Annotated in this window: 18 protein-coding genes; 9 read left to right on the top strand and 9 right to left on the bottom strand. The window is 73.4% G+C overall.

The genetic code is table 11. The annotated features are described in order from the left end of the window. Positions 1-116 precede the first annotated feature (116 nt). The 4 genes from AC0B61_RS15725 (at position 117) to AC0B61_RS15710 (ending at position 5,390) form a co-directional block, all read left to right on the top strand. Positions 117-2,522 carry a ribonucleoside-diphosphate reductase subunit alpha gene (locus AC0B61_RS15725; protein ID WP_471741283.1) on the top strand — a complete coding sequence of 802 codons (2,406 nt, stop codon included), beginning with the start codon at positions 117-119 and terminating at the stop codon, positions 2,520-2,522. A 20-nt stretch (positions 2,523-2,542) separates the two neighbouring features. After that, complete coding sequence (locus tag AC0B61_RS15720; protein ID WP_471741282.1) at positions 2,543-3,538, top strand: ribonucleotide-diphosphate reductase subunit beta; 996 nt, start codon at positions 2,543-2,545, stop codon at positions 3,536-3,538. A 126-nt stretch (positions 3,539-3,664) separates the two neighbouring features. Beyond that, a complete protein-coding gene (locus AC0B61_RS15715; RefSeq protein WP_471741211.1) occupies positions 3,665-4,174 on the top strand; it encodes a hypothetical protein in 510 nt (169 codons plus the stop codon). A gap of 160 nt (positions 4,175-4,334) precedes the next feature. Continuing rightward, positions 4,335-5,390, top strand: a complete 1,056-nt coding sequence (locus AC0B61_RS15710) for a ferritin-like domain-containing protein (RefSeq protein WP_471741210.1) — start codon at positions 4,335-4,337, stop codon at positions 5,388-5,390. 42 nt (positions 5,391-5,432) lie between these two features. Here AC0B61_RS15710 and AC0B61_RS15705 read toward each other — a convergent pair whose 3' ends face one another. From AC0B61_RS15705 to AC0B61_RS15665, 9 genes are all read right to left on the bottom strand, one after another. After that, positions 5,433-5,930 carry a flavodoxin family protein gene (locus AC0B61_RS15705; protein WP_471741209.1) on the bottom strand — a complete coding sequence of 166 codons (498 nt, stop codon included), beginning with the start codon at positions 5,928-5,930 and terminating at the stop codon, positions 5,433-5,435. Positions 5,931-6,066: 136 nt separating this feature from the next. Further along, complete coding sequence (gene def / locus AC0B61_RS15700) at positions 6,067-6,708, bottom strand: peptide deformylase (protein ID WP_471741208.1); 642 nt, start codon at positions 6,706-6,708, stop codon at positions 6,067-6,069. 57 nt (positions 6,709-6,765) lie between these two features. Next, positions 6,766-7,758 carry a tetratricopeptide repeat protein gene (locus AC0B61_RS15695; protein WP_471741207.1) on the bottom strand — a complete coding sequence of 331 codons (993 nt, stop codon included), beginning with the start codon at positions 7,756-7,758 and terminating at the stop codon, positions 6,766-6,768. A 289-nt stretch (positions 7,759-8,047) separates the two neighbouring features. Then, complete coding sequence (locus AC0B61_RS15690) at positions 8,048-9,364, bottom strand: HD-GYP domain-containing protein (RefSeq protein WP_471741281.1); 1,317 nt, start codon at positions 9,362-9,364, stop codon at positions 8,048-8,050. 74 nt (positions 9,365-9,438) lie between these two features. Beyond that, a complete protein-coding gene (locus AC0B61_RS15685; RefSeq protein WP_471741206.1) occupies positions 9,439-10,860 on the bottom strand; it encodes an HD-GYP domain-containing protein in 1,422 nt (473 codons plus the stop codon). 428 nt (positions 10,861-11,288) lie between these two features. After that, entirely contained in the window at positions 11,289-11,699 is a 411-nt protein-coding gene (gene rsrA / locus AC0B61_RS15680; RefSeq protein WP_471741205.1) for a mycothiol system anti-sigma-R factor, read from the bottom strand. Next, entirely contained in the window at positions 11,696-12,439 is a 744-nt protein-coding gene (locus AC0B61_RS15675) for a sigma-70 family RNA polymerase sigma factor (protein ID WP_030247025.1), read from the bottom strand. Before AC0B61_RS15675 ends, rsrA begins: the two co-directional genes overlap by 4 nt. Before the next feature lie 291 nt (positions 12,440-12,730). Continuing rightward, entirely contained in the window at positions 12,731-13,369 is a 639-nt protein-coding gene (locus AC0B61_RS15670; RefSeq protein ID WP_471741204.1) for an alpha/beta hydrolase family protein, read from the bottom strand. 75 nt (positions 13,370-13,444) lie between these two features. Next, positions 13,445-14,197 (bottom strand): SOS response-associated peptidase, encoded by a 753-nt coding sequence (locus AC0B61_RS15665; RefSeq protein ID WP_471741203.1) that lies wholly within the window; start codon positions 14,195-14,197, stop codon positions 13,445-13,447. Positions 14,198-14,335: 138 nt separating this feature from the next. On the opposite strand from AC0B61_RS15665, the gene AC0B61_RS15660 reads away from it, so the two are divergent. From AC0B61_RS15660 to hisN, 5 genes are all read left to right on the top strand, one after another. Then, entirely contained in the window at positions 14,336-15,061 is a 726-nt protein-coding gene (locus AC0B61_RS15660; protein ID WP_471741202.1) for a M50 family metallopeptidase, read from the top strand. 66 nt (positions 15,062-15,127) lie between these two features. Next, positions 15,128-16,459 (top strand): 3-phosphoshikimate 1-carboxyvinyltransferase, encoded by a 1,332-nt coding sequence (aroA, locus tag AC0B61_RS15655; protein WP_471741201.1) that lies wholly within the window; start codon positions 15,128-15,130, stop codon positions 16,457-16,459. Positions 16,460-16,474: 15 nt separating this feature from the next. Then, positions 16,475-17,530, top strand: a complete 1,056-nt coding sequence (gene rsgA / locus AC0B61_RS15650) for a ribosome small subunit-dependent GTPase A (protein ID WP_471741200.1) — start codon at positions 16,475-16,477, stop codon at positions 17,528-17,530. A gap of 118 nt (positions 17,531-17,648) precedes the next feature. Beyond that, positions 17,649-17,972, top strand: a complete 324-nt coding sequence (locus AC0B61_RS15645) for a DMT family transporter (RefSeq protein WP_471741199.1) — start codon at positions 17,649-17,651, stop codon at positions 17,970-17,972. A 67-nt stretch (positions 17,973-18,039) separates the two neighbouring features. Further along, a complete protein-coding gene (gene hisN / locus AC0B61_RS15640; RefSeq protein WP_471741198.1) occupies positions 18,040-18,837 on the top strand; it encodes a histidinol-phosphatase in 798 nt (265 codons plus the stop codon). Positions 18,838-18,895 lie beyond the last annotated feature (58 nt).

Raw genomic sequence — 18,895 nt, 5'->3', positions numbered from 1 at the left:
CGCGCGACGCCGCCTGCGTTCGTGCCGTGCTCCCCTGCCCCGATCGCCCGGTGCCCCGATCACGCCGCCGATCGCCGCCAGGAGAGAGCGCCTTGACCACCGCTGCCTCAGCCACCCTGCCCGCCCAGGGCTCCGGTACCGCCTTCACCGACCCGAAGGTCTCCGACCCCGGCGGCGCGCTGCTGCGGCTGCTCACCGACCGCAGCGCCGACCTCCCCGAGGTCGACCCCGGCCATGTCGCCGCCGCCGCACTGCGCGGCCGCCACGCCGGCTCGGACTTCGCCGAACTGCGCGGGCTGGCCGTCGACGCCGCCGCGTCGATGATCGCCGAGGACCCCCAGTACTCGAAGCTGGCAGCCCGCCTGCTCGCCCTCGAGATCGTCGACGAGGCGAACAGCCAGGGCTCCACGACCTTCGCCGCCTCGATCGCCGTCGGCCACACCGAGGGCCTGATCGGCGACACCACCGCGGAGTTCGTCGCCAAGCACGCCCCCGCCCTGGACGCGCTCATCGACACCGCGGGCGACGACCGCTTCGAGTACTTCGGCCTGCGCACCGTGCAGTCCCGCTACCTGCTGCGCCACCCGATCACCCGCAAGGTGATCGAGACCCCGCAGCACTTCCTGCTCCGCGTCGCCTGTGGCCTGGCGGTCGGCGACAACGAGCAGTCCGTGCGCGAAGTCGCCGAGCTGTACGGCCTGATGAGCCGCCTGGAGTACCTGACCTCCTCGCCGACGCTCTTCAACTCCGGCACCCGCCACCCCCAGATGTCGAGCTGCTACCTGCTCGACTCGCCGCTGGACAACCTGGACTCGATCTACAACCGCTACGCGCAGATCGCCCGCCTGTCCAAGCACGCCGGCGGCATCGGCCTGTCCTACTCGCGCATCCGCTCGCGCGGCAGCCTGATCCGCGGCACCAACGGCAAGTCCAACGGCATCGTGCCGTTCCTGCGCACCCTCGACTCCTCCGTCGCCGCCGTCAACCAGGGCGGCCGCCGCAAGGGCGCGGCCTGCGTCTACCTGGAGACCTGGCACGCCGACATCGAGGAGTTCCTGGAACTCCGCGACAACACCGGCGAAGAGGCCCGGCGCACCCACAACCTCAACCTGGCGCACTGGATCCCGGACGAGTTCATGCGCCGGGTCAACGCCAACGAGGACTGGTCGCTGTTCTCCCCGGCCGACGTGCCCGAACTGGTCGACCTGTGGGGCTCCGACTTCGACGAGGCCTACCGCAAGGCCGAGCTGGCCGGCAAGGCCGTGCGCACCATCCCCGCGCAGACCCTGTACGCCCGCATGATGCGCACCCTGGCGCAGACCGGCAACGGCTGGATGACCTTCAAGGACGCCTCCAACCGCGCCGCCAACCAGACCGCCCTGCCCGGCCGCACGGTGCACTCCTCCAACCTGTGCACCGAGATCCTGGAGGTCACGGACGACTCCGAGACCGCCGTCTGCAACCTCGGGTCGGTCAACCTCGGCGCCCACGTCGCCCCCGGCGCCACCGCCGACGACCTGCTGAACGCCATGGACTGGGACCGGCTGGACGCCACCGTGCGCACCGCCGTCACCTTCCTCGACCGCGTCGTGGACATCAACTTCTACCCGACGTCCGAAGCCGGCACGTCCAACTCCCGCTGGCGCCCGGTCGGCCTCGGCGTGATGGGCCTGCAGGACGTCTTCTTCAAGCTGCGCCTCGACTTCGACTCGGCCGCGGCCGAGCAGCTGTCGACGATGATCGCCGAGCGGATCATGCTCACCGCCTACGAGCGCTCCGCCGACCTGGCCGAACGGCTCGGCCGCCACGAGGCCTACGGCGAGACCCGCGCCGCCCGCGGCGAACTGCACATCGACCACTTCCCGACGGCCGCCCCGCAGTGGGCCGACCGCTGGACGGCACTGCGCGCCCGGATCGCCGAGACCGGCCTGCGCAACTCGCTGCTGCTGGCCATCGCCCCGACCGCGACCATCGCGTCCATCGCCGGCGTGTACGAGTGCATCGAGCCGCAGGTCTCCAACCTGTTCAAGCGCGAGACGCTGAGCGGCGAGTTCCTGCAGGTCAACCCGTACCTGGTGCGCGAGCTCAAGGACCTCGGCGTCTGGGACCAGCAGACCCGCGACTCGCTGCGCGACGCCAACGGCTCCGTCCAGGAGCTGAACTGGCTGCCCGCCGAGGTCCGTTCGCTCTACCGCACCGCGTGGGAGCTGCCGCAGCGCGCGCTGATCGACCTCGCCGCGGCCCGCATGCCGTACCTCGACCAGAGCCAGTCGCTGAACCTGTTCATGGCCGCGCCGACCATCGGCAAGCTCAGCTCGATGTACGCGTACGCGTGGAAGGTCGGCCTGAAGACCACCTACTACCTGCGCTCGCGCCCGGCGACCCGGATCGCCCAGGCCGCGTCCGGCACGGCCCGCACCGCCGCCCCGGTGCCGGTCGACACCCCGACCCTCACGCCGGAGGAGGAGGCCGCACTGGCCTGCTCCCTGGAGAACCCCGAGTCCTGCGAGGCCTGCCAGTGAGCACCCCCGAAGACCGCAAGATGCTGCTCGACCCCGGCTTCGAGCTGACCCTGCGCCCCATGCGGTACCCGTCGTTCTACGACCGGTACCGGGACGCCATCAAGAACACCTGGACCGTCGAGGAGGTGGACCTGCACTCCGACGTCGCCGACCTGGCGAAGCTCAGCGAGGGCGAGCGCCACCTCATCGGCCGGCTGGTCGCGTTCTTCGCCACGGGCGACTCGATCGTCGCGAACAACGTGGTGCTGAGCCTCTACAAGCACATCAACTCCCCGGAGGCGCGGCTCTACCTGTCGCGCCAGCTGTTCGAGGAGGCCGTGCACGTCCAGTTCTACCTGACGCTGCTCGACACCTACCTTCCGGACCCGGAGGACCGCAACGCGGCCTTCGCCGCGGTGGAGAACATCCCCTCCATCCACCAGAAGGCCCAGTTCTGCTTCAAGTACATGAACGCGGTCGACCACATCGACTCGCTGCAGACGAAGCAGGACAGGCGGGCGTTCCTGCTCAACCTGATCTGCTTCGCGGCGTGTGTCGAGGGCCTGTTCTTCTACGGCGCGTTCGCGTACGTGTACTGGTTCCGCTCGCGCGGCCTGCTGCACGGCCTGGCCACCGGCACCAACTGGGTGTTCCGCGACGAGTCCATGCACATGGACTTCGCGATGTCGGTCGTCGACACCGTCCGCGAGGAGGAGCCCGACCTCTTCGACGACGAGATGGCCAAGCAGGTCACCGAGATGCTGGAGGAGGCCGTCGAGGCCGAGCTCCAGTTCGCCCAGGACCTGTGCGGCGACGGCCTCGCCGGCATGAACACCGACTCCATGCGCCAGTACCTGGAGGCCGTGGCCGACCAGCGCCTGGCCCGCCTCGGCATGCCGATCCGCTACGGGTCCACCAACCCGTTCGGCTTCATGGAGCTCCAGAACGTCCAGGAGCTGACCAACTTCTTCGAGCGCCGGGTGTCGGCGTACCAGGTCGCCGTCGAGGGCTCGGTCTCCTTCGACGACGAGTTCTAGGACGAGTTCTCAGTCGAGTTCTGAGAAGCAACGCCGTTCAGCACATCAGCGGAGCTGCCGTGGGGAGGACGTCCTCCCCACGGCAGCTCCGCTGTCGGATCCCCGGTGTCCAGGAGTAGCCCAGGCATGTCCCGCAAGGTTTCCCTGTCACAACAGCACGTGGCCGACGGCCCGTTCGGCCCGATACGGATCGACCACGACCGCTGGCCGTCCGTCGTCGCCCGGGTGCACGGTGCCGGCCTGCCGACCGTCACGGTGGCACCCGACCGCGACCACGGCGCCATGAACATCAACGGCCGGCCCGTCCCGACGACCCGCGACAGCAGCGGCTGGGCCCCCCGCCGGAAGTCCCGCACCCGCACCGCCCTCGTCGGGGACCGCACCTACGAGCTGAGGCCGACCGCACTGCGCCGGGCCGAACTGCGGCGCAACGGCGTGCTCATCGCCCACGCCCGCGGCACCCTCCGCTCGTACTCCCCGGGCCGCACCATCCCCGGCCTGGACGCCCGGGTGACCTGGACGCACGGCGTCGACCCCACCGATGTCGCGGTCGGCCAGGCCATGGTCGTCGCCTTCGGCGCCGGCGCCCCGGGCGCGCTGCAGCGGATCCTCCTGTTCTGGATCGACAACCTCTGACTCAGCTGCCTCAACGGTGGTGCCCCGCACGGCCGCAGCCCGTGCGGGGCCGCACGCTCCGCCCGTCCGGATGAACTCCCGGGCCACACCGGCTTCACGTGCGTTCGGAGCATCTGCCCCCGGCTACGGTCCGCGCACAGCCGAACGAAAGGGGCACGCCGTGACGCGCGGAATCCTGGACTACGAGAGCGACGCCATCGTCCAGCTCATGAACATCGCAGAGAAGGACTGGACCGAGCAGGAACTCAAGGACGCGCTCCAGCGGGCGATCATGCTGGAGCTCTCCACCATCCCGCCGTACGCCACCGCCCTGTGGTCGATCTCCGACCCGGACGGCAGCAAGCCGGTCCGCCACACCATCCGCGAGATCGTCTTCGACGAGATGTCGCACTTCGGCCTGGTCTGCAACATGCTCACCACCATCGGCGGCACGGTCGTCCTCACCGACCCCGCCACCGTGCCCAAGTACCCGGGCGAGCTGCCCGGCGGCGTCAACCCCGGGCTGGAGGTCTACCTCAGCGGGCTGTCCCGCGAATCGGCCGGGCTGTTCGCCGACATCGAGAAGCCCGAGAACCCGCTCGCCTTCGCCGTCGACGGCAACACCATCGGCGCCTTCTACCAGCGCATCGCCGATGTCTTCCCCACCTTCGCCCACCTGATCACCGGCCGGCACCAGGTCAGCTTCCCGCTCGGGTCGAGCCACGGCGCCGGCAACGACATCGTCCCGATGAACACGCTCGACGACGTCCTGAAGGCGCTCGACGTCATCCGCTCCCAGGGCGAGGGCACCACGGCCTCCCCCGACAACCCGTTCCCCGGCGCCCCGGGCGAACTGGCCCACTACTACGCGTTCAAGGAGATCGCCGTCGGCAAGAAGCTCGTGCAGGACCCCGCCACGGGGAGGTTCGATTTCACCGGCCCCGACGTCCCCCTCCCGGACACCGCGCCCGTCGCCCGCGTCCCCCGGGGCGGCTGGGCCGGCTCGCCCGGCAACGAGCCCGACCAGACCACCGCCGCCCTGCTGCACGACTTCGACACCGCCTACAGCGACATGCTGCGCGCCCTCGAATCGGCCTGGGCCGGCGACGGCTCCTCGCTCTTCGACGCGATCGGGCACATGGGCGCTCTGCGCGGCACCGCAGAGCAGTTGAACGCCATCAAGCTGCCCGCCGACCCTCGCTTCACCTACGGCCCGGAGTGGCGCTTCGTCCCGTAGCCCGGCCCGCGGGCCGGTGCGGTCCGCCCGCACCGGCCCCGCTCACCGCCCGCCGTCGGCGCCGCGGGCCCGCAGTTCCTCGGCGAACGCGCCGGCCGCCGCCAGGTCGCCGCCGTCGGGCCGCGCCTTGTGGATGCCGCCGACGAGTTTGAAGGGCAGCCAGGTGTCGTGGCCCCGGCAGCAGAAGGTGTCGGCCACCTCGAAGCCCTTGCGTTCGAGCTGCCGCACGAGGGGCCGGGTGAAGGGCCGGATCCGCAGTTCCGGCAGGCCGCTGGTGGCGAACACGAACGCCCTGCCGCCCTGCCCGGCCGGAACCGCCGGGACCGCCTGGACGAAGTCGCGCAGCCGCGCGTGGAACTGCCCCGTGAAGATCCCCGATCCGAACCCCACCAGGTCGTAGCCGGCCAGCTCCGCCGGGTCGAACCGTTCCGGCTCGACCACCTGGGCGTCGAGCACCCGGCCCATCGCCTCGGCGATCCTCCGAGTGTTGCCGTGGGACACCGACGCACACACGATGACGGTCTTCATGACGGCCTCCATGACGGTTCTCCTTCCGTTCGGTCACTCCCGGCAGGTGGACCGGACAGGGCGCGGGAACGTGACATCGTCGGCCGGGTACGCCGAAGGCCGGCGCGGACAACGTCCCCGCCGGCCTTCGGCAACTACCGCTCCACCGTCACTCGTTGGGCGCGGTGGCGTACTTCGGCGTGCCCTCGGCCATCTGCTTCAGCGCGTCCTTGCGGTCCCGCTTGGACAGCTTGTCGATGTAGAGCGTCCCGTACAGGTGGTCGGTCTCGTGCTGCAGGCAGCGGGCGAAGAAGCCGGTGCCCTCGACGCGGATCGGCTCGCCGTCCTTGTCGACGCCGGTCACCGCGGCGTAGTCCGGGCGCGGCAGTTCGGCGTACGCGGTCGGAACGGACAGGCAGCCCTCGTTGCCGTCGTCCAGGACGCGGCGGCGGTCGGCCGGGTACTCCTCCAGGACCGGGTTGATCACGTGGCCGATGTGGCGCACGCCCTCGTCGTCCGGGCAGTCGTAGACGAAGACCTTCAGGTCCACGCCGATCTGGTTGGCGGCGAGGCCGACGCCCTCGGCGGCGTACATCGACTGGAACATGTCGTCGATCAGTGCGGAGAGTTCGCCGTCGAAGGCGGTGACGTCCTTGACCTCGCGGTGCAGGACCGGGTTGCCGACGACGGTGATCGGACGGGCGGTGCCCCTGGTGAGGTCGGGCTCCTCACCGATCACCTTGACGGGGGCCTCGGGCGCCGCCCCCTCCACGTCGTGCTCGTGCTGGTGCTGCTCGGCCTGCTCCGCCATGTCTTCGTCTTCCGCTTCCATAGGTCTACACGTACCTGACCAGGGTACTCAGCGGGTTCAGCAGACCTCTTCGAGATCCCGGTACGCCCGGGTCGCCGGGGCCGCCGCGACCCAGCGGTCCAGCAGCATCCGCACCAGGTGGGCGGGGGCGGCGATCCCGCACTCGCGCTCCACCAGCCAGGACATCCCGGCCGCGCCGCCCTGGCTGAGGTGGCTGAGGTGGCCGGGGTGCGCGGCGTCGCCGTCGTCGTGCGGGTCGTGGTGGGCGGCGATGCCGTCGTCGGAGGCCATCCGGCTCTCCGAGCAGGCGCGGCAGAGCAGCCGCACGGAGGAGGTCCAGTCCTCGGCGGCGTACCCGGCGTCGGCGACCAGCCGCTCCAGCGCGTCCCGGTCCCCGGCCGTGGCGGCCTGCAGCAGCACGACGTAGGTGGGCACCGGCGAGGGCGCCCACAGCTCGATCTCGTCGAACACGGGGTAGGCGACGCCGTCGGTGACCCTCTCGCCGTGCGGGGCGCCGTCGTGCAGGACGACCTCGCCCCAGCGGCGGCCGGAGGAGGGCAGCGGGATGGAGAGGACCTCGATCCGGGCCGGGTCCAGCCGACGGCCCCAGACCACCTCGGATTCGCCGTCCGGGGAGAGCCGTACCGGGGTGGTGCCGAGGTCCAGGCTGACCGGGCCGTCGGGGGGCCCGCCGGGGCCGCCGGGCAGCTTCAGCCCGTACGCCTGCCAGGCGCGGCGGGCCAGCGGCCAGTCCTGCAGGGCGGTCGCGGTGATGCCGAGGTTCCACCAGTCCGGGGCGCCGTGCTCGCGGTCCAGCAGGGCGACGGCGCGCAGGCCGGCCGAGCGCGCCTGTTCCCAGTCCCGGCGGAACTTGTGGAGGAGCGCGAGGTTGAACCAGGAGTCGGAGAGCCACGGCTCCAGGTCGGCGGCCATCACCAGCAGCGCGCCGGCGTCCTCGTAGCGGCCGTCGCCGATCAGCGTGAAGGCCCGGTCGGTCGTCTGCCGCCAGGTGGCGGACGGCCGGTGCCGTGCCCGGTGGAAGATCCTCACGTTCGTCCCTGCCGTCGTCGTCCGCTCAAGTCCCGTGCCACCGTGCCCGTACCGCCTGGGACGGCGTACGAAGCCAGGTGCCCCGGGTCGGTGTTCCACGCTACGACCGCATCCAACCACGCCCGCCCCCGCCCGCGCTCCCCACCGTCGAGGTTGGGGTCCGCCCCTCCCCAGCCTGCCCGCCCGAGCGCACCCGCTCAACCCCTGGCGGGGCGGGGCGGGGTTCCCGCGCCGGACGAGAGCCGCGCGGCCCGGCCGGCCGACCCCGACCGGCCCCGGCCCCGCGGCCTCAGGCCCGGGCCTGCCCGCCGACCCGGGCCAGGGCGTCCACCACCCGGGCGTCGTAGACCCGGCCGCGCCCGAGCCGCAGCACCTCCAGCGCCTCCAGCCGCCCCACCGCCTCGCCGACGCCCCGGCCCCGGGCGGCCGTGAGCAGGTCGTCATGGGCGTTGGCGACCCGGATGATCCGGGCCGCGAGCGGCACCGGGCCCTCGCCGCCGGCCGGTCCTGCGCACGGGTCGGCCAACCGGGCGACCTGCTCGGCGACCTGCCGGGGCACCCCGGTGCGGCTGATCACCTCGCTGCCCAGCCGGGCGATCCGCTGCTGCTCGGCGTACGGCAGCAGCGCGGTGGCGCCGTCCGGCACCGGTTCGACCAGGGACAGCTGGCCGACGTCGTGCATCAGTGCGGCGTACTCCAACAGGGCGAGCTCCCGGGTGCCCAGGCCCAGCTCGCGACCCAGCGCGCACGCCGTGTCCGCGACCCGGCGCGCGTGCCCGTGCGGGGTGTAGCCGGCGACCTCGGTGGCCCTGGCGAGGCTGGCGATGGTCTGCCCGGTGGTGGCGCGTACCGCGGCGGCCCGCCGGAAGGACACCTGGGCGAGCAGCAGCGGGGTGCAGAACAGCGGCAGCGCCCACAGCCCGACCTCGCCGGCGGCGAGGCTGACCAGCATCCCGGTGGCGACGATCGCCGAGCCGATGCCGAACAGCGAGCGCAGTTCGTCCTCCAGTGCGGCCGGGAACCGCGGTCCGCGGTGCGGGCCCGCCGCCAGGTCGCACCGCAGCAGCGCCGCCAGGGTCGCGTCGCAGAGCGCGGCCAGTGCGGCGACGGCGGTCAGGAACGCCCCGTACGCCGGGCCTTCGGGTGAGAAGCGGTCGACCAGGCCGGCGTTGTAGAGCGGTTGGAAGACGGCGGCGGCGAAGCCGACGGCGAGCAGTCGGCGGGCGGCGCTGTCGCGGCGGGCCTGGTCGGCCCAGGGCGGGCGGCGGTGCAGGCGGCGGTATGGGCGGCGGTGTGGGCGGCCGGGTCGGCGCGGCAGGGCGAGCCCGGGCAGCCAGGCCAGCAGCAGGCCGACGCCGGTCACCGCGACCACCTGGACCGTGCCGTGCGCGGTCGGCACTCCGCGCAGCGGCCCGAGCAGGGCGTACGCCAGCGCGCCGGCCGCGCCGATGGGCGCCTGTTCGCGATCCCCCGGAAGGGTGATCCGGACGCATTCGCCGAGCGCGATCAGCACGGTGAACGCCAGCGCGACCTTGGGCTCCGCGACCCCGCGCAGCGCGACCGCGCCCAGCGCGAACGCCAGCAACGCGGCGGCCGCCGCGTGCACCGCGCGGTCGGTGCGCCGCCCCCAAGCCGTCCGGTCGGAGCCCGTGTCGGCGCGGGCCCGGCGGCCGGGCGCCGTCACGGCTGACCGGCCGCGGGAACGCTCCCGCCCTGGACGGGCACCCGCCCGGGCGCCGCCCTGGCCGGTTCGGGAACCCCGAGCGGGATGTCCGGGACGGCCTGGATGCAGTCCTCGGAGTGCACCACCGGCTGCCAGTCGTGCACGGCCAGCGCGTCGATCAGCGCCCGGACCATCACCGGGTCGAACTGGCTGCCCGAGCAGCGCTCCAGTTCGGCCACCGCCTCGGCGACCGGGCGGCCGCGCCGGTAGGAGCGGGTGGAGGTCATCGAGTCGAAGGCGTCGGCGACGGAGATGATCCGGGCGAACTCGGGGATCTGCCCGCCGGCCAGCCCGCTGGGGTAGCCGCGGCCGTCGACCCGCTCGTGGTGGTGCAGGATCCCGGCGTGCGCCTCGCCGAGGAAGTCGATCCCGCGCACCAGCTCGTACCCGTACACCGGGTGGATCTCGACGGCCCGGCGCTCCGCCTCGGTGAGGGGACCGTTTCTGCGCAGCAGTTCGGTGGCCACCCCGAGCTTGCCGACGTCGTGCAGGATCCCCGCGAAGCGCAGGGTGCGCAGCCGCTCGGCCTCCATGCCGAGCTGAGTGGCGATCAGCACCGAGGCCCGGCCGACGCGTTCGCTGTGCCCGCGGGTGTAGGAGTCCTTGATCTCCACGGCCTGGACCAGCGACTGCACGGTGGCCTGGTGGGCGTCGAGCTCGCGCTGCCCCTGGGCGAACACCCAGGCGGAGATGGACAGCGGCAGCAGCGCCAGCAACGCCGCGAACGCGCCGTACGGGCCCTGCCAGAGCACCGCGACCATCAGGCCGCCGGCCGCGTGCACCAGCACCGGCAGCCCGCACACCGCGCAGGCCCCGCGCAGCAGCACCCCGGCCCGGCGGCCGTCGCTGAGCACCAGCATGACGCCCACCACGATGCCGTTGACCAGGCAGAACGCGGCGACGGCGGCGAAGCCGGGCAGCAGCGCGGCCGGGAAGCGGGAGCCCAGCAGCAGTTGGGGGCCGCGCAGCAGGTGGAAGACGACCGAGGAGGCGAAGGCGCACAGCGCGAGCTGGGAGCCGTTGAACAGCTGGCGGCGGCGGCAGCCGGGCCCGTTCGGGCCGCCGAGCACCGCGGCGGGGGCGGCGACGAGCGCGGCGGCGGCCGGCGGCAGCATCAGCACTCCGGCGAACAGCACCGGGAAGAAGGTGTTCACACCGGGCCGGGCGGGCGCCCGCTCGGGCAGCGCCGGGCGGCGCAGCAGCCGGCGCACCAGGACCAGGCAGGGGGTCGGCAGGCCCTGGGCCAGCGACTCCCAGCAGCCGTGCAGGAAGGCGAGCAGCCCGACCTTGGGCCAGTCCACCGGCGCGCCGAGCCAGCGCGGCACCCCGGGGACGGCCGCGGCGGGCAGCAGCGGCACCAGGCAGCACAGCGCCGCCACCGGGACGGCCAGCAGGTAGCGCGCCGCGCCCGGCGGCAGGGTCGCTCCTCCACTGTCGGTAGCGATCTCGACCTCCCCGCCGTCCGGGCCCCGTGTTCCTCAGCACGCCGGGCGGACCGGCGGTGAGCGTCCGTCAGGAGGATAGGCCGCCGCCCGGGCGCGGGGACGCATGATCGCGCGATGGCGCAGTTGGCGCACCGCCAACTCACCCGAACGAGTGAGGGCGCATGCGGGCAGAACGGGAGCGGCCCCGGAAGCGTGTGCTCCCGGGGCCACTGGACTCCCCTGCCCGGAACCGTCCGGCCCGCCCTCGCGGACGGATCGGCGCACGGACGGACCGGCGGACTACAACGTCGGACCGGCGGCCGTACGGGCGGCCCCGTGACGGTCGGTGACGACGCGTCCGACCATGCCGTCGGCCCGGCCGGTCACTCCGCCTGGGCGCCGGCCTCGACCGGCGCGCCCGGCCGCCCGGCCGGCTCCCCGGCCCCGCCCTTCGCCGGCTTCGGCGCCGGCCGGGCGGACTCGGCGTGCACCTCGACGGCGGGCTCCACCGCGACCACCACCGGCTCGCCCGAGCGCTGCCCGGCCCGGATCGAGTCGATCCTGGCCAGGACCTTGCTGCGCAGGTCGGCCGGGGTGTCGTCGCAGCCGCAGGAGCGCTTGATCAGCGCCTTGATCGCCTGCTCCAGCCCGTACTGCTTCAGGCACGGCGAGCACTCCTCGAAGTGCACGCGCAACTTGGCGCAGTCGCCCTCGGCCATCTCGTTGTCGAGGAATTCGTAGAGGTGGTCGAGGACCTCGCCACACTCGGTGTCGTGCGGATCGCCGCAGCTCATGAACCCGAGCCCTTCGCTTCCTGCCCTGCCCCGCTGCCGGCCGGGACCAGCCCGCGCTCACGGGCGTAGTCCTCCAGCATGCCGCGCAGCTGACGGCGGCCACGGTGCAGCCGGGACATCACCGTACCGATGGGAGTACCCATGATGTCCGCGATCTCCTTGTACGCAAAGCCCTCTACGTCCGCGAGGTAGACGGCGATCCGGAACTCCTCCGGGATGGCCTGGAGGGCGTCCTTCACGTCGCTGTCGGGGAGGTGGTCGAGGGCCTGGGTCTCGGCCGAGCGCAGACCGGTCGACATGTGCGACTCGGCGCGGGCCAGCTGCCAGTCCTCGATCTCCTCCGCCGCGGTGCGCTGGGGCTCACGCTGCTTCTTGCGGTACGAGTTGATGAACGTGTTGGTGAGGATGCGGTACAGCCAGGCCTTGAGGTTGGTGCCCTCACGGAACTGGTGGAAGGACGCGTACGCCTTGGCGAACGCCTCCTGGAGCAGGTCCTCCGCATCCGCCGGGTTGCGCGTCATGCGCAGCGCCGCCGAGTACATCGGATCCAGGAAGCCCAGGGCGTCGCGCTCGAAGCGCTCCCGCCGGGCCTCCTCGCCCTCCTCGGCCGACACCCGGTAGGTGTCCTCACCGATCGCCTCGGCGAGTTCCTCACCGGTGAGCGCCTCGCCCGCAGGCCGGACCTCGTCCGGGCCACGGCCCGGCTCGGCCTCGTGCTCGGTCCCGACGACCGGACCCACCTCCTCGGCATGACGGGCACGGCCCACGGCGGGCCGCCCAGAAATGGAGGATATCGGGCTGACGGGCTTCTCGCCCACGTCCAGCCATTCCGACCAGGAGGGGCCGAGCGCCGTCGCGGCCTCGCGCTCCTCAGGCCGTTCCGGGCACGCGATCGAACCCATCTGCCCTGCCTCTCACCGGTGACTCGTACTGACGAGGGTGTCAACCACCCCGGGGCCGCCCGCATTCCCGTCCGGCGCACGGCCTTCACCCGCCCGGGTAGTCGCCCGGGAACGCCCTGTTCCCGGGCCTCACACGAGGTCCAGCAGCCAGTCCCCCACCGCCGCGCAGATCAGGTCCAGCACCTCGTCCTGCCCGACCGGCGCCCGCTTGGGCACCTCGAAGCCGTGGCTGCCGTACGGCACCGCGACCAGTTCGTGCCCCGCCGGCAGCGCCGGGAACTCCGCGGGCCCGCCGAACGGGTCGGCCGCGCCCTGCACCACCAGCGTCGGCAGCCCCGACTCCAGCAGCTCCTGCGCCCGGCTCTTCTCCGGCCTGCCCGGGGGGTGCAGCGGGAACGCCAGCGCCACCACCCCCACCGCCCCGGTCGCCGCGCCGGTCCGGCAGGCCACCCGCGCCCCGGCGCTGCGCCCGCCCACCACCAGCGGCAGTCCCTGCCCGGCCAGCAGCTCGGCGACCGGCCGCCAGCCGAGGTCCAGCGTCTTCGGTGCCGGGGCCACCCGCCGGCCCGCCACCCGCCAGGGCTGCTCGACCAGCGCCACCGAGATCCCGCGCGCCGGCAGCCGCCCGGCCAGCGCCGCCAGGTCCCGGGCCTCGATCCCGCCGCCCGCGCCGTGCCCCAGCGCGAGGACGGCCTTCGGCGCGGCCGCCCGGTGGTGGGTGATCCGGGCCTGCCCGGCCTCGGTGGGGACGAGTTCGGTGGTGCTCATCGCGGCGGCTCCAGGAACGTTCAGTACGGGGTACGGCAGATCAGGGCAGGTCAGGCCGGTTCAGGCCGGTTCGGATCAGAACAGCGTGGTCTCGTACTCGACCTCGTCCCACGGCTCCTTGAGCTCCGGGCCGTTGTTGCGGATGCTGCCGACCGCCGGCGACACCGGGGTGGCCAGCAGCGCACCGGGCGGCGGGGGTATCAGCAGCCGGCGCAGCTCGTCCGGGTCGCTGCGCCGCGGGTCCAGCCACTCGTCCCAGGAGTCCCGGTCGAGGAACAGCGGCATCCGCTCGTGGATCGGCGCCAGCGCCTCCTCGGCGTCGGTGGTGACGACCGTGAACGTCACCAGCCACGCCTGCGGGTCGCCGGGCGGCACCGCCCGGTTGCGCCAGAACTCGTACAGCCCGGCCAGCGCCAGCGGGGCGCCGTCCGCGCGGGAGACGAAGAACGGCTTCTTGCGCGCCCTGCCCCGCTCGCCCGGCAGCGTCTGCCACTCGTAGTAGCCGTCCACCGGCAGGAGGCAGCGGCGCGCGGCGAACGCCTGCCGGTAGGAGGGCTTCTCGTGCACCGTGTCCGACCGGGCGTTGATCATCTTCACCGCCGTCTCGGCGGAGTCCGACCACTGCGGCACCAGCCCCCAGCGCAGCACCCGCAGCTGCCGCACCGCCCGCGGCCGGTCCCGGCCGGTCCGCTCCAGCACCACGAAGGCGCTGTCGGTCGGCGCGACGTTCCAGTTCGGGTGCAGGGTCTCCTCGGGATCCCACTGCTCCACGTCGAACAGCTCGACGATGTCCTCGGGCTTGCTGCTGGCTGCGAACCGACCGCACATGCGGGCCAGCTTGCCATGCCGCCCGTCCTCATCACTTGTTCACGCCCGGAGCAGAACCGCCCGCTGCCGGCCGCCCGTCCCCGCATGGGAGGCTGCCCCGAACGGCCCAACGCAGCGAACGGAGGCGGGGAACATCCCATGAGCACCAACGACCAGAACCTCGGCGCCCTGTGGGACCAGGTCACCGGCGCCCAGCCCGCCCCGCCCGGCTGGCTGGTGCTCGCCACCGGCGCCGCCGCCCTGCTCGCCGTCCTCGCCCGCCCGCTGTGGCACGTCACCCGCAACGCCGTCACCATCGCCCACGAAGGCGGCCACGGCCTGATCGCCCTCGTCACCGGCCGCAAGCTCGCCGGCATCCGGCTGCACTCCGACACCTCCGGCCTCACCCTCTCCTACGGCCGCCCCACCGGCCCCGGCATGGTCCTCACCGCCGCCGCCGGCTACAGCGCCCCCGCCCTGCTCGGCCTCGGCTGCGCCGCCCTGCTCGCCGCCGACCGGATCACCCTGCTGCTCTGGCTGGCGATCGCCCTGCTGCTCGCCCTGCTCCTGCGCATCCGCAACGCCTTCGGCCTCTTCACCGTGCTGGTCGCCGGCGGCGCGTTCTTCCTGGTCTCCTGGCTCGGCAGTGCCGAGGTCCAGGCCGGCTTCGCCTACCTCGGCTGCTGGTTCCTGCTGTTCGGCGCCGTCCGCCCCGTCCTGGAGCTCCAGCACCAGCGCCGCACCGGCTGGGCCCGCGACTCCGACGCCGACCAGCTCGCCCGGCTCACCCACGTCCCCGCCCTCGCCTGGGTCACCGTCTTCCTGCTCACCGCCCTCGCCTGCCTCGCCCTGGGCGCGAGCTGGCTGCTCCAGCCGCTGCACTGAGCCGGCCCCGCGCGACCGCGCCGTCCAGGATCCGGACGGTCGCGGTACGGCCCCTAGACTTGCCACATGACCGAGACCCCGTGGCCCGCTCCCGTCGCCACCAGCCCCGTCGACGCCACCGTCACCATCCCCGGCTCCAAGTCGGTCACCAACCGGGCCCTGGTGCTGGCGGCACTCGCCGAGAAGCCCGGCTGGGTGCGCCGCCCGCTGCGCAGCCGCGACTCCCAGCTGATGGCCGACGGCCTGCGCGCCCTCGGGGTCACCATCGAGGAGACGGTCAACAACGACACCGGCGGCACCGGCGGCGGCGAGGCCTGGCGGGTCATCCCCGCCCCCGCGCTGAGCGGCCCCGCCTCCGTCGACGTCGGCAACGCCGGCACGGTCATGCGCTTCCTGCCGCCGCTCGCCGTCCTCGCCGACGGCCCCGTGCACTTCGACGGCGACCCGCGCTGCTACGAGCGCCCCCAGCACGGCGTGATCGACGCCCTGCGCGCGCTCGGCGCCCGCATCGACGACGGCGGCCGCGGCGCCTTCCCGCTCACCGTCCACGGCACCGGCTCCCTCGACGGCGGCCCGGTCGAGCTGGACGCCTCCTCCTCGTCCCAGTTCGTCTCCGCTCTGCTGCTCTCCGGCGCCCGCTACAACCAGGGCATCGAGGTCCGGCACGTCGGCGGCCCGGTGCCGTCGCTGCCGCACATCCGGATGACCGTCGAGATGCTGCGCCTGGCCGGGGCCCAGGTCGACGCGCCCGAGGACGGCGGCGAGAAGGACGTCTGGCGGGTCACCCCGGGCGCGCTGATCGGCCGCGACCTGGTGGTCGAGCCGGACCTGTCCAACGCCGCGCCGTTCTTCGCCGCCGCCCTGGTCACCGGCGGCCGCGTCACCGTGCGCGACTGGCCCAAGCACACCTCCCAGCCCGGCGACCAGCTCCGCGAGATCTACACTCGGATGGGCGGCGCCTGCGAGTTCACCGACGAGGGGCTGCAGTTCACCGGCACCGGCCGGATCCACGGCATCGAGGCCGACCTGCACGACGTCGGCGAGCTCACCCCGGTGATCGCCGCCGTCGCCGCGCTCGCCGACTCCGAGTCCCACCTGTACGGCATCGCCCACCTGCGCCTGCACGAGACCGACCGGCTCGCCGCGCTCGCCAAGGAGATCAACGACCTCGGCGGCGACGTCACCGAGACCGAGGACGGCCTGCGGATCCGCCCGCGCCCGCTGCGCGGCGGCACCTTCCACACCTACGAGGACCACCGGCTGGCCACCGCCGCCGCCGTGCTCGGCCTCGCCGTGCCCGGCGTGGGGGTGGAGAACGTCGCCACCACCGCCAAGACGCTGCCCGACTTCCCCGGGATGTGGGCCGAGTTGCTCGGCGAAGCGGCGGCGGACGCCTGAGCGGAGAGTTGAGCCATGCGCCGCTACGGCAAGGACGCCGACGAGGACGACATCCGCAACCGCCCCGCCCGCCGGGGCTCCCGGCCGCGGACCAGGATCCGGCCCAAGCACGATGACGCCGCCGAGGCGATGGTGCTGACCGTCGACCGCGGCCGGGTGACCTGCCTGGTCGACCCGGGCACCAAGCAGGAACGCCAGATCGTCGCCATGAAGGCCCGCGAGCTGGGCCGCAAGGGCGTCGTCGTCGGCGACGTCGTCGACATCGTCGGCGACCTCTCCGGGGACGCCGACACCCTCGCCCGGATCGTCCGGGTCGAGGAGCGCAGCTCGGTGCTGCGCCGCACCGCCGACGACGACGACCCGTACGAGCGGATCGTCGTCGCCAACGCCCAGCAGCTGGCCATCGTCACCGCCCTGGCCGACCCGGAGCCGCGCCCCCGGCTGATCGACCGCTGCCTGGTGGCCGCCTACGACGCGGGCATGGAGCCGCTGCTGGTGCTCACCAAGGCCGACCTCGCCCCCGCCGCCCCGCTGCTGGACTCCTACGCCCCGCTCGGCATCCAGTACGTGGTCACCCGCCACGACGAGCTGGAGACCGCCGGCGCCGAGGCCGTCCGCGAGCACCTGCGCGGGCTCTCCACCGTGTTCATCGGCCACTCCGGCGTCGGCAAGACCACCCTGGTCAACGCCCTCGTCCCGAACCGCCAGCGGCAGACCGGGCACGTCAACGCGGTCACCGGCCGCGGCCGGCACACCACCGTCTCCGCGCTGGCGCTGCGGCTGCCCCCGCCGCCGGGCGCCAAGCCGGGCTCCAAGAAGGCCCTGGACCCGGGCTGGGTGATCGACACCCCGGGTTTCCGCTCCTTCGGCCTCTCGCACATCGACCCGTCCCGGGTCATCCTCGCCTTCCCCGACCTGGAGCCCGGCACCGCCGACTGCCCGCGCGCCTGCAGCCACGACGAACCGGACTGCGCGCTGGACGCCTGGGTCGCCGACGGCCACGCCGAGGCCGCCCGGCTCTACTCGCTGCGCCGCCTGCTGGCCAGCAAGGAGACCCGCGAGGACGACTGAGCCGGGGCGGGTTCCCGGTGTCCGTGGCCCGTTCGAGGTGTCGGACCGCGCCCACCTGGTGATCATAGGAAAACCGGGCCGGGCACGGTCCGGCCGTCGATCGACTGGGAGGCACGCGATGGCATGGGCCCTGGTGGTCCTGGCCGGCCTGCTGGAGACCGGCTTCGCGATCAACCTCAAGCTCAGCGAGGGCTTCACCAGGCTCTGGCCCACCGTCAGCTTCTGCGCGTTCGCCCTCGGCAGCTTCGGCCTGCTCACCCTCTCCCTGAAGACCCTGCCGGTCGGCCCCGCCTACGCGGTCTGGACGGGCATCGGCGCGGCCGGCACCGCGATCTACGGCATGGTCTTCCTGGACGAGACCACCTCGGTGCTCAAGCTGGTCTCGATCTCCCTGGTGATCGCCGGCGTCATCGGCCTCCAGCTCAGCGGCACGGCGCACTAGGCTCGCGCCCGTCCCGCCCAGCGAGCCCGGCTGTGCCGATCGGGGCGGGCTCGCTAGGGTTTCGGACATGGCCGACTACCACGACGACCTCCGACTCGCCCACGTCCTCGCCGACTCGGCCGACTCGGTCACCCTGGACCGCTTCCGCGCCCTCGACCTGGCCGTGGAGACCAAGCCCGACCTCACGCCGGTGAGCGACGCCGACAAGGCCGCCGAGGAGCTCGTGCGCAGCGTGCTCCAGCGCGCCCGCCCGCGCGACGCCGTCCTCGGCGAGGAGTTCGGCCTCCAGGGCTCCGGCCCGCGCCGCTGGGTGATCGACCCGATCGACGGCACCAAGAACTACATCCGGGGCGTCCCGGTCTGGGCCACCCTGATCGCCCTGCTGGAGGACGGCCCGGACGGCGTCGAGCGCCCGGTGGTCGGCATCGTCTCGGCCCCCGCGCTGCAGCGCCGCTGGTGGGCGGCCAAGGGCCTCGGCGCGTTCGCCGGCCGCAGCCTGACCAAGGCCTCCCGGATCCACGTCTCCGGCGTCTCCCGGATCGAGGACGCCTCCTTCTCGTACTCCTCGCTCACCGGCTGGGAGGAGCGCGGCCGCCTCGACCCGTTCCTGGACCTCACCCGCGCCTGCTGGCGCACCCGCGCCTACGGCGACTTCTGGTCCTACATGATGGTCGCCGAGGGCGCCGTCGACATCGCCGCCGAGCCCGAGCTGTCGCTGTGGGACATGGCGGCCAACGCCGTCATCGTCGAGGAGGCCGGCGGCCGCTTCACCGGTCTGGACGGTGTCCCGGGCCCCGGCGGCGCCGACGCCGTCGCCTCGAACGGCCTGCTGCACGACGAGGCGCTGCGCCGGCTGAGCGTCTGACGGCCCACCTCGTGGATGCAGGCCCGGTGACCGGTGGGAGCCGGTCACCGGGCCTGCG

Source organism: Kitasatospora sp. NPDC023385 (genome assembly GCF_055664045.1).
This window is presented reverse-complemented; position numbering and strand designations above follow the sequence as displayed.

Coding starts and splice junctions, on each gene's coding strand:
- AC0B61_RS15720 (WP_471741282.1), top strand. CDS start 2,543: ATGCTGCTCGACCCCGGCTTCGAGCTGACCCTGCGCCCCATGCGGTAC.
- AC0B61_RS15715 (WP_471741211.1), top strand. CDS start 3,665: ATGTCCCGCAAGGTTTCCCTGTCACAACAGCACGTGGCCGACGGCCCG.
- AC0B61_RS15705 (WP_471741209.1), bottom strand. CDS start 5,930: ATGGAGGCCGTCATGAAGACCGTCATCGTGTGTGCGTCGGTGTCCCAC.
- def (WP_471741208.1), bottom strand. CDS start 6,708: ATGGCGGAGCAGGCCGAGCAGCACCAGCACGAGCACGACGTGGAGGGG.
- rsrA (WP_471741205.1), bottom strand. CDS start 11,699: ATGAGCTGCGGCGATCCGCACGACACCGAGTGTGGCGAGGTCCTCGAC.
- AC0B61_RS15670 (WP_471741204.1), bottom strand. CDS start 13,369: ATGAGCACCACCGAACTCGTCCCCACCGAGGCCGGGCAGGCCCGGATC.
- AC0B61_RS15665 (WP_471741203.1), bottom strand. CDS start 14,197: ATGTGCGGTCGGTTCGCAGCCAGCAGCAAGCCCGAGGACATCGTCGAG.
- AC0B61_RS15660 (WP_471741202.1), top strand. CDS start 14,336: ATGAGCACCAACGACCAGAACCTCGGCGCCCTGTGGGACCAGGTCACC.
- aroA (WP_471741201.1), top strand. CDS start 15,128: ATGACCGAGACCCCGTGGCCCGCTCCCGTCGCCACCAGCCCCGTCGAC.
- rsgA (WP_471741200.1), top strand. CDS start 16,475: ATGCGCCGCTACGGCAAGGACGCCGACGAGGACGACATCCGCAACCGC.
- AC0B61_RS15645 (WP_471741199.1), top strand. CDS start 17,649: ATGGCATGGGCCCTGGTGGTCCTGGCCGGCCTGCTGGAGACCGGCTTC.
- hisN (WP_471741198.1), top strand. CDS start 18,040: ATGGCCGACTACCACGACGACCTCCGACTCGCCCACGTCCTCGCCGAC.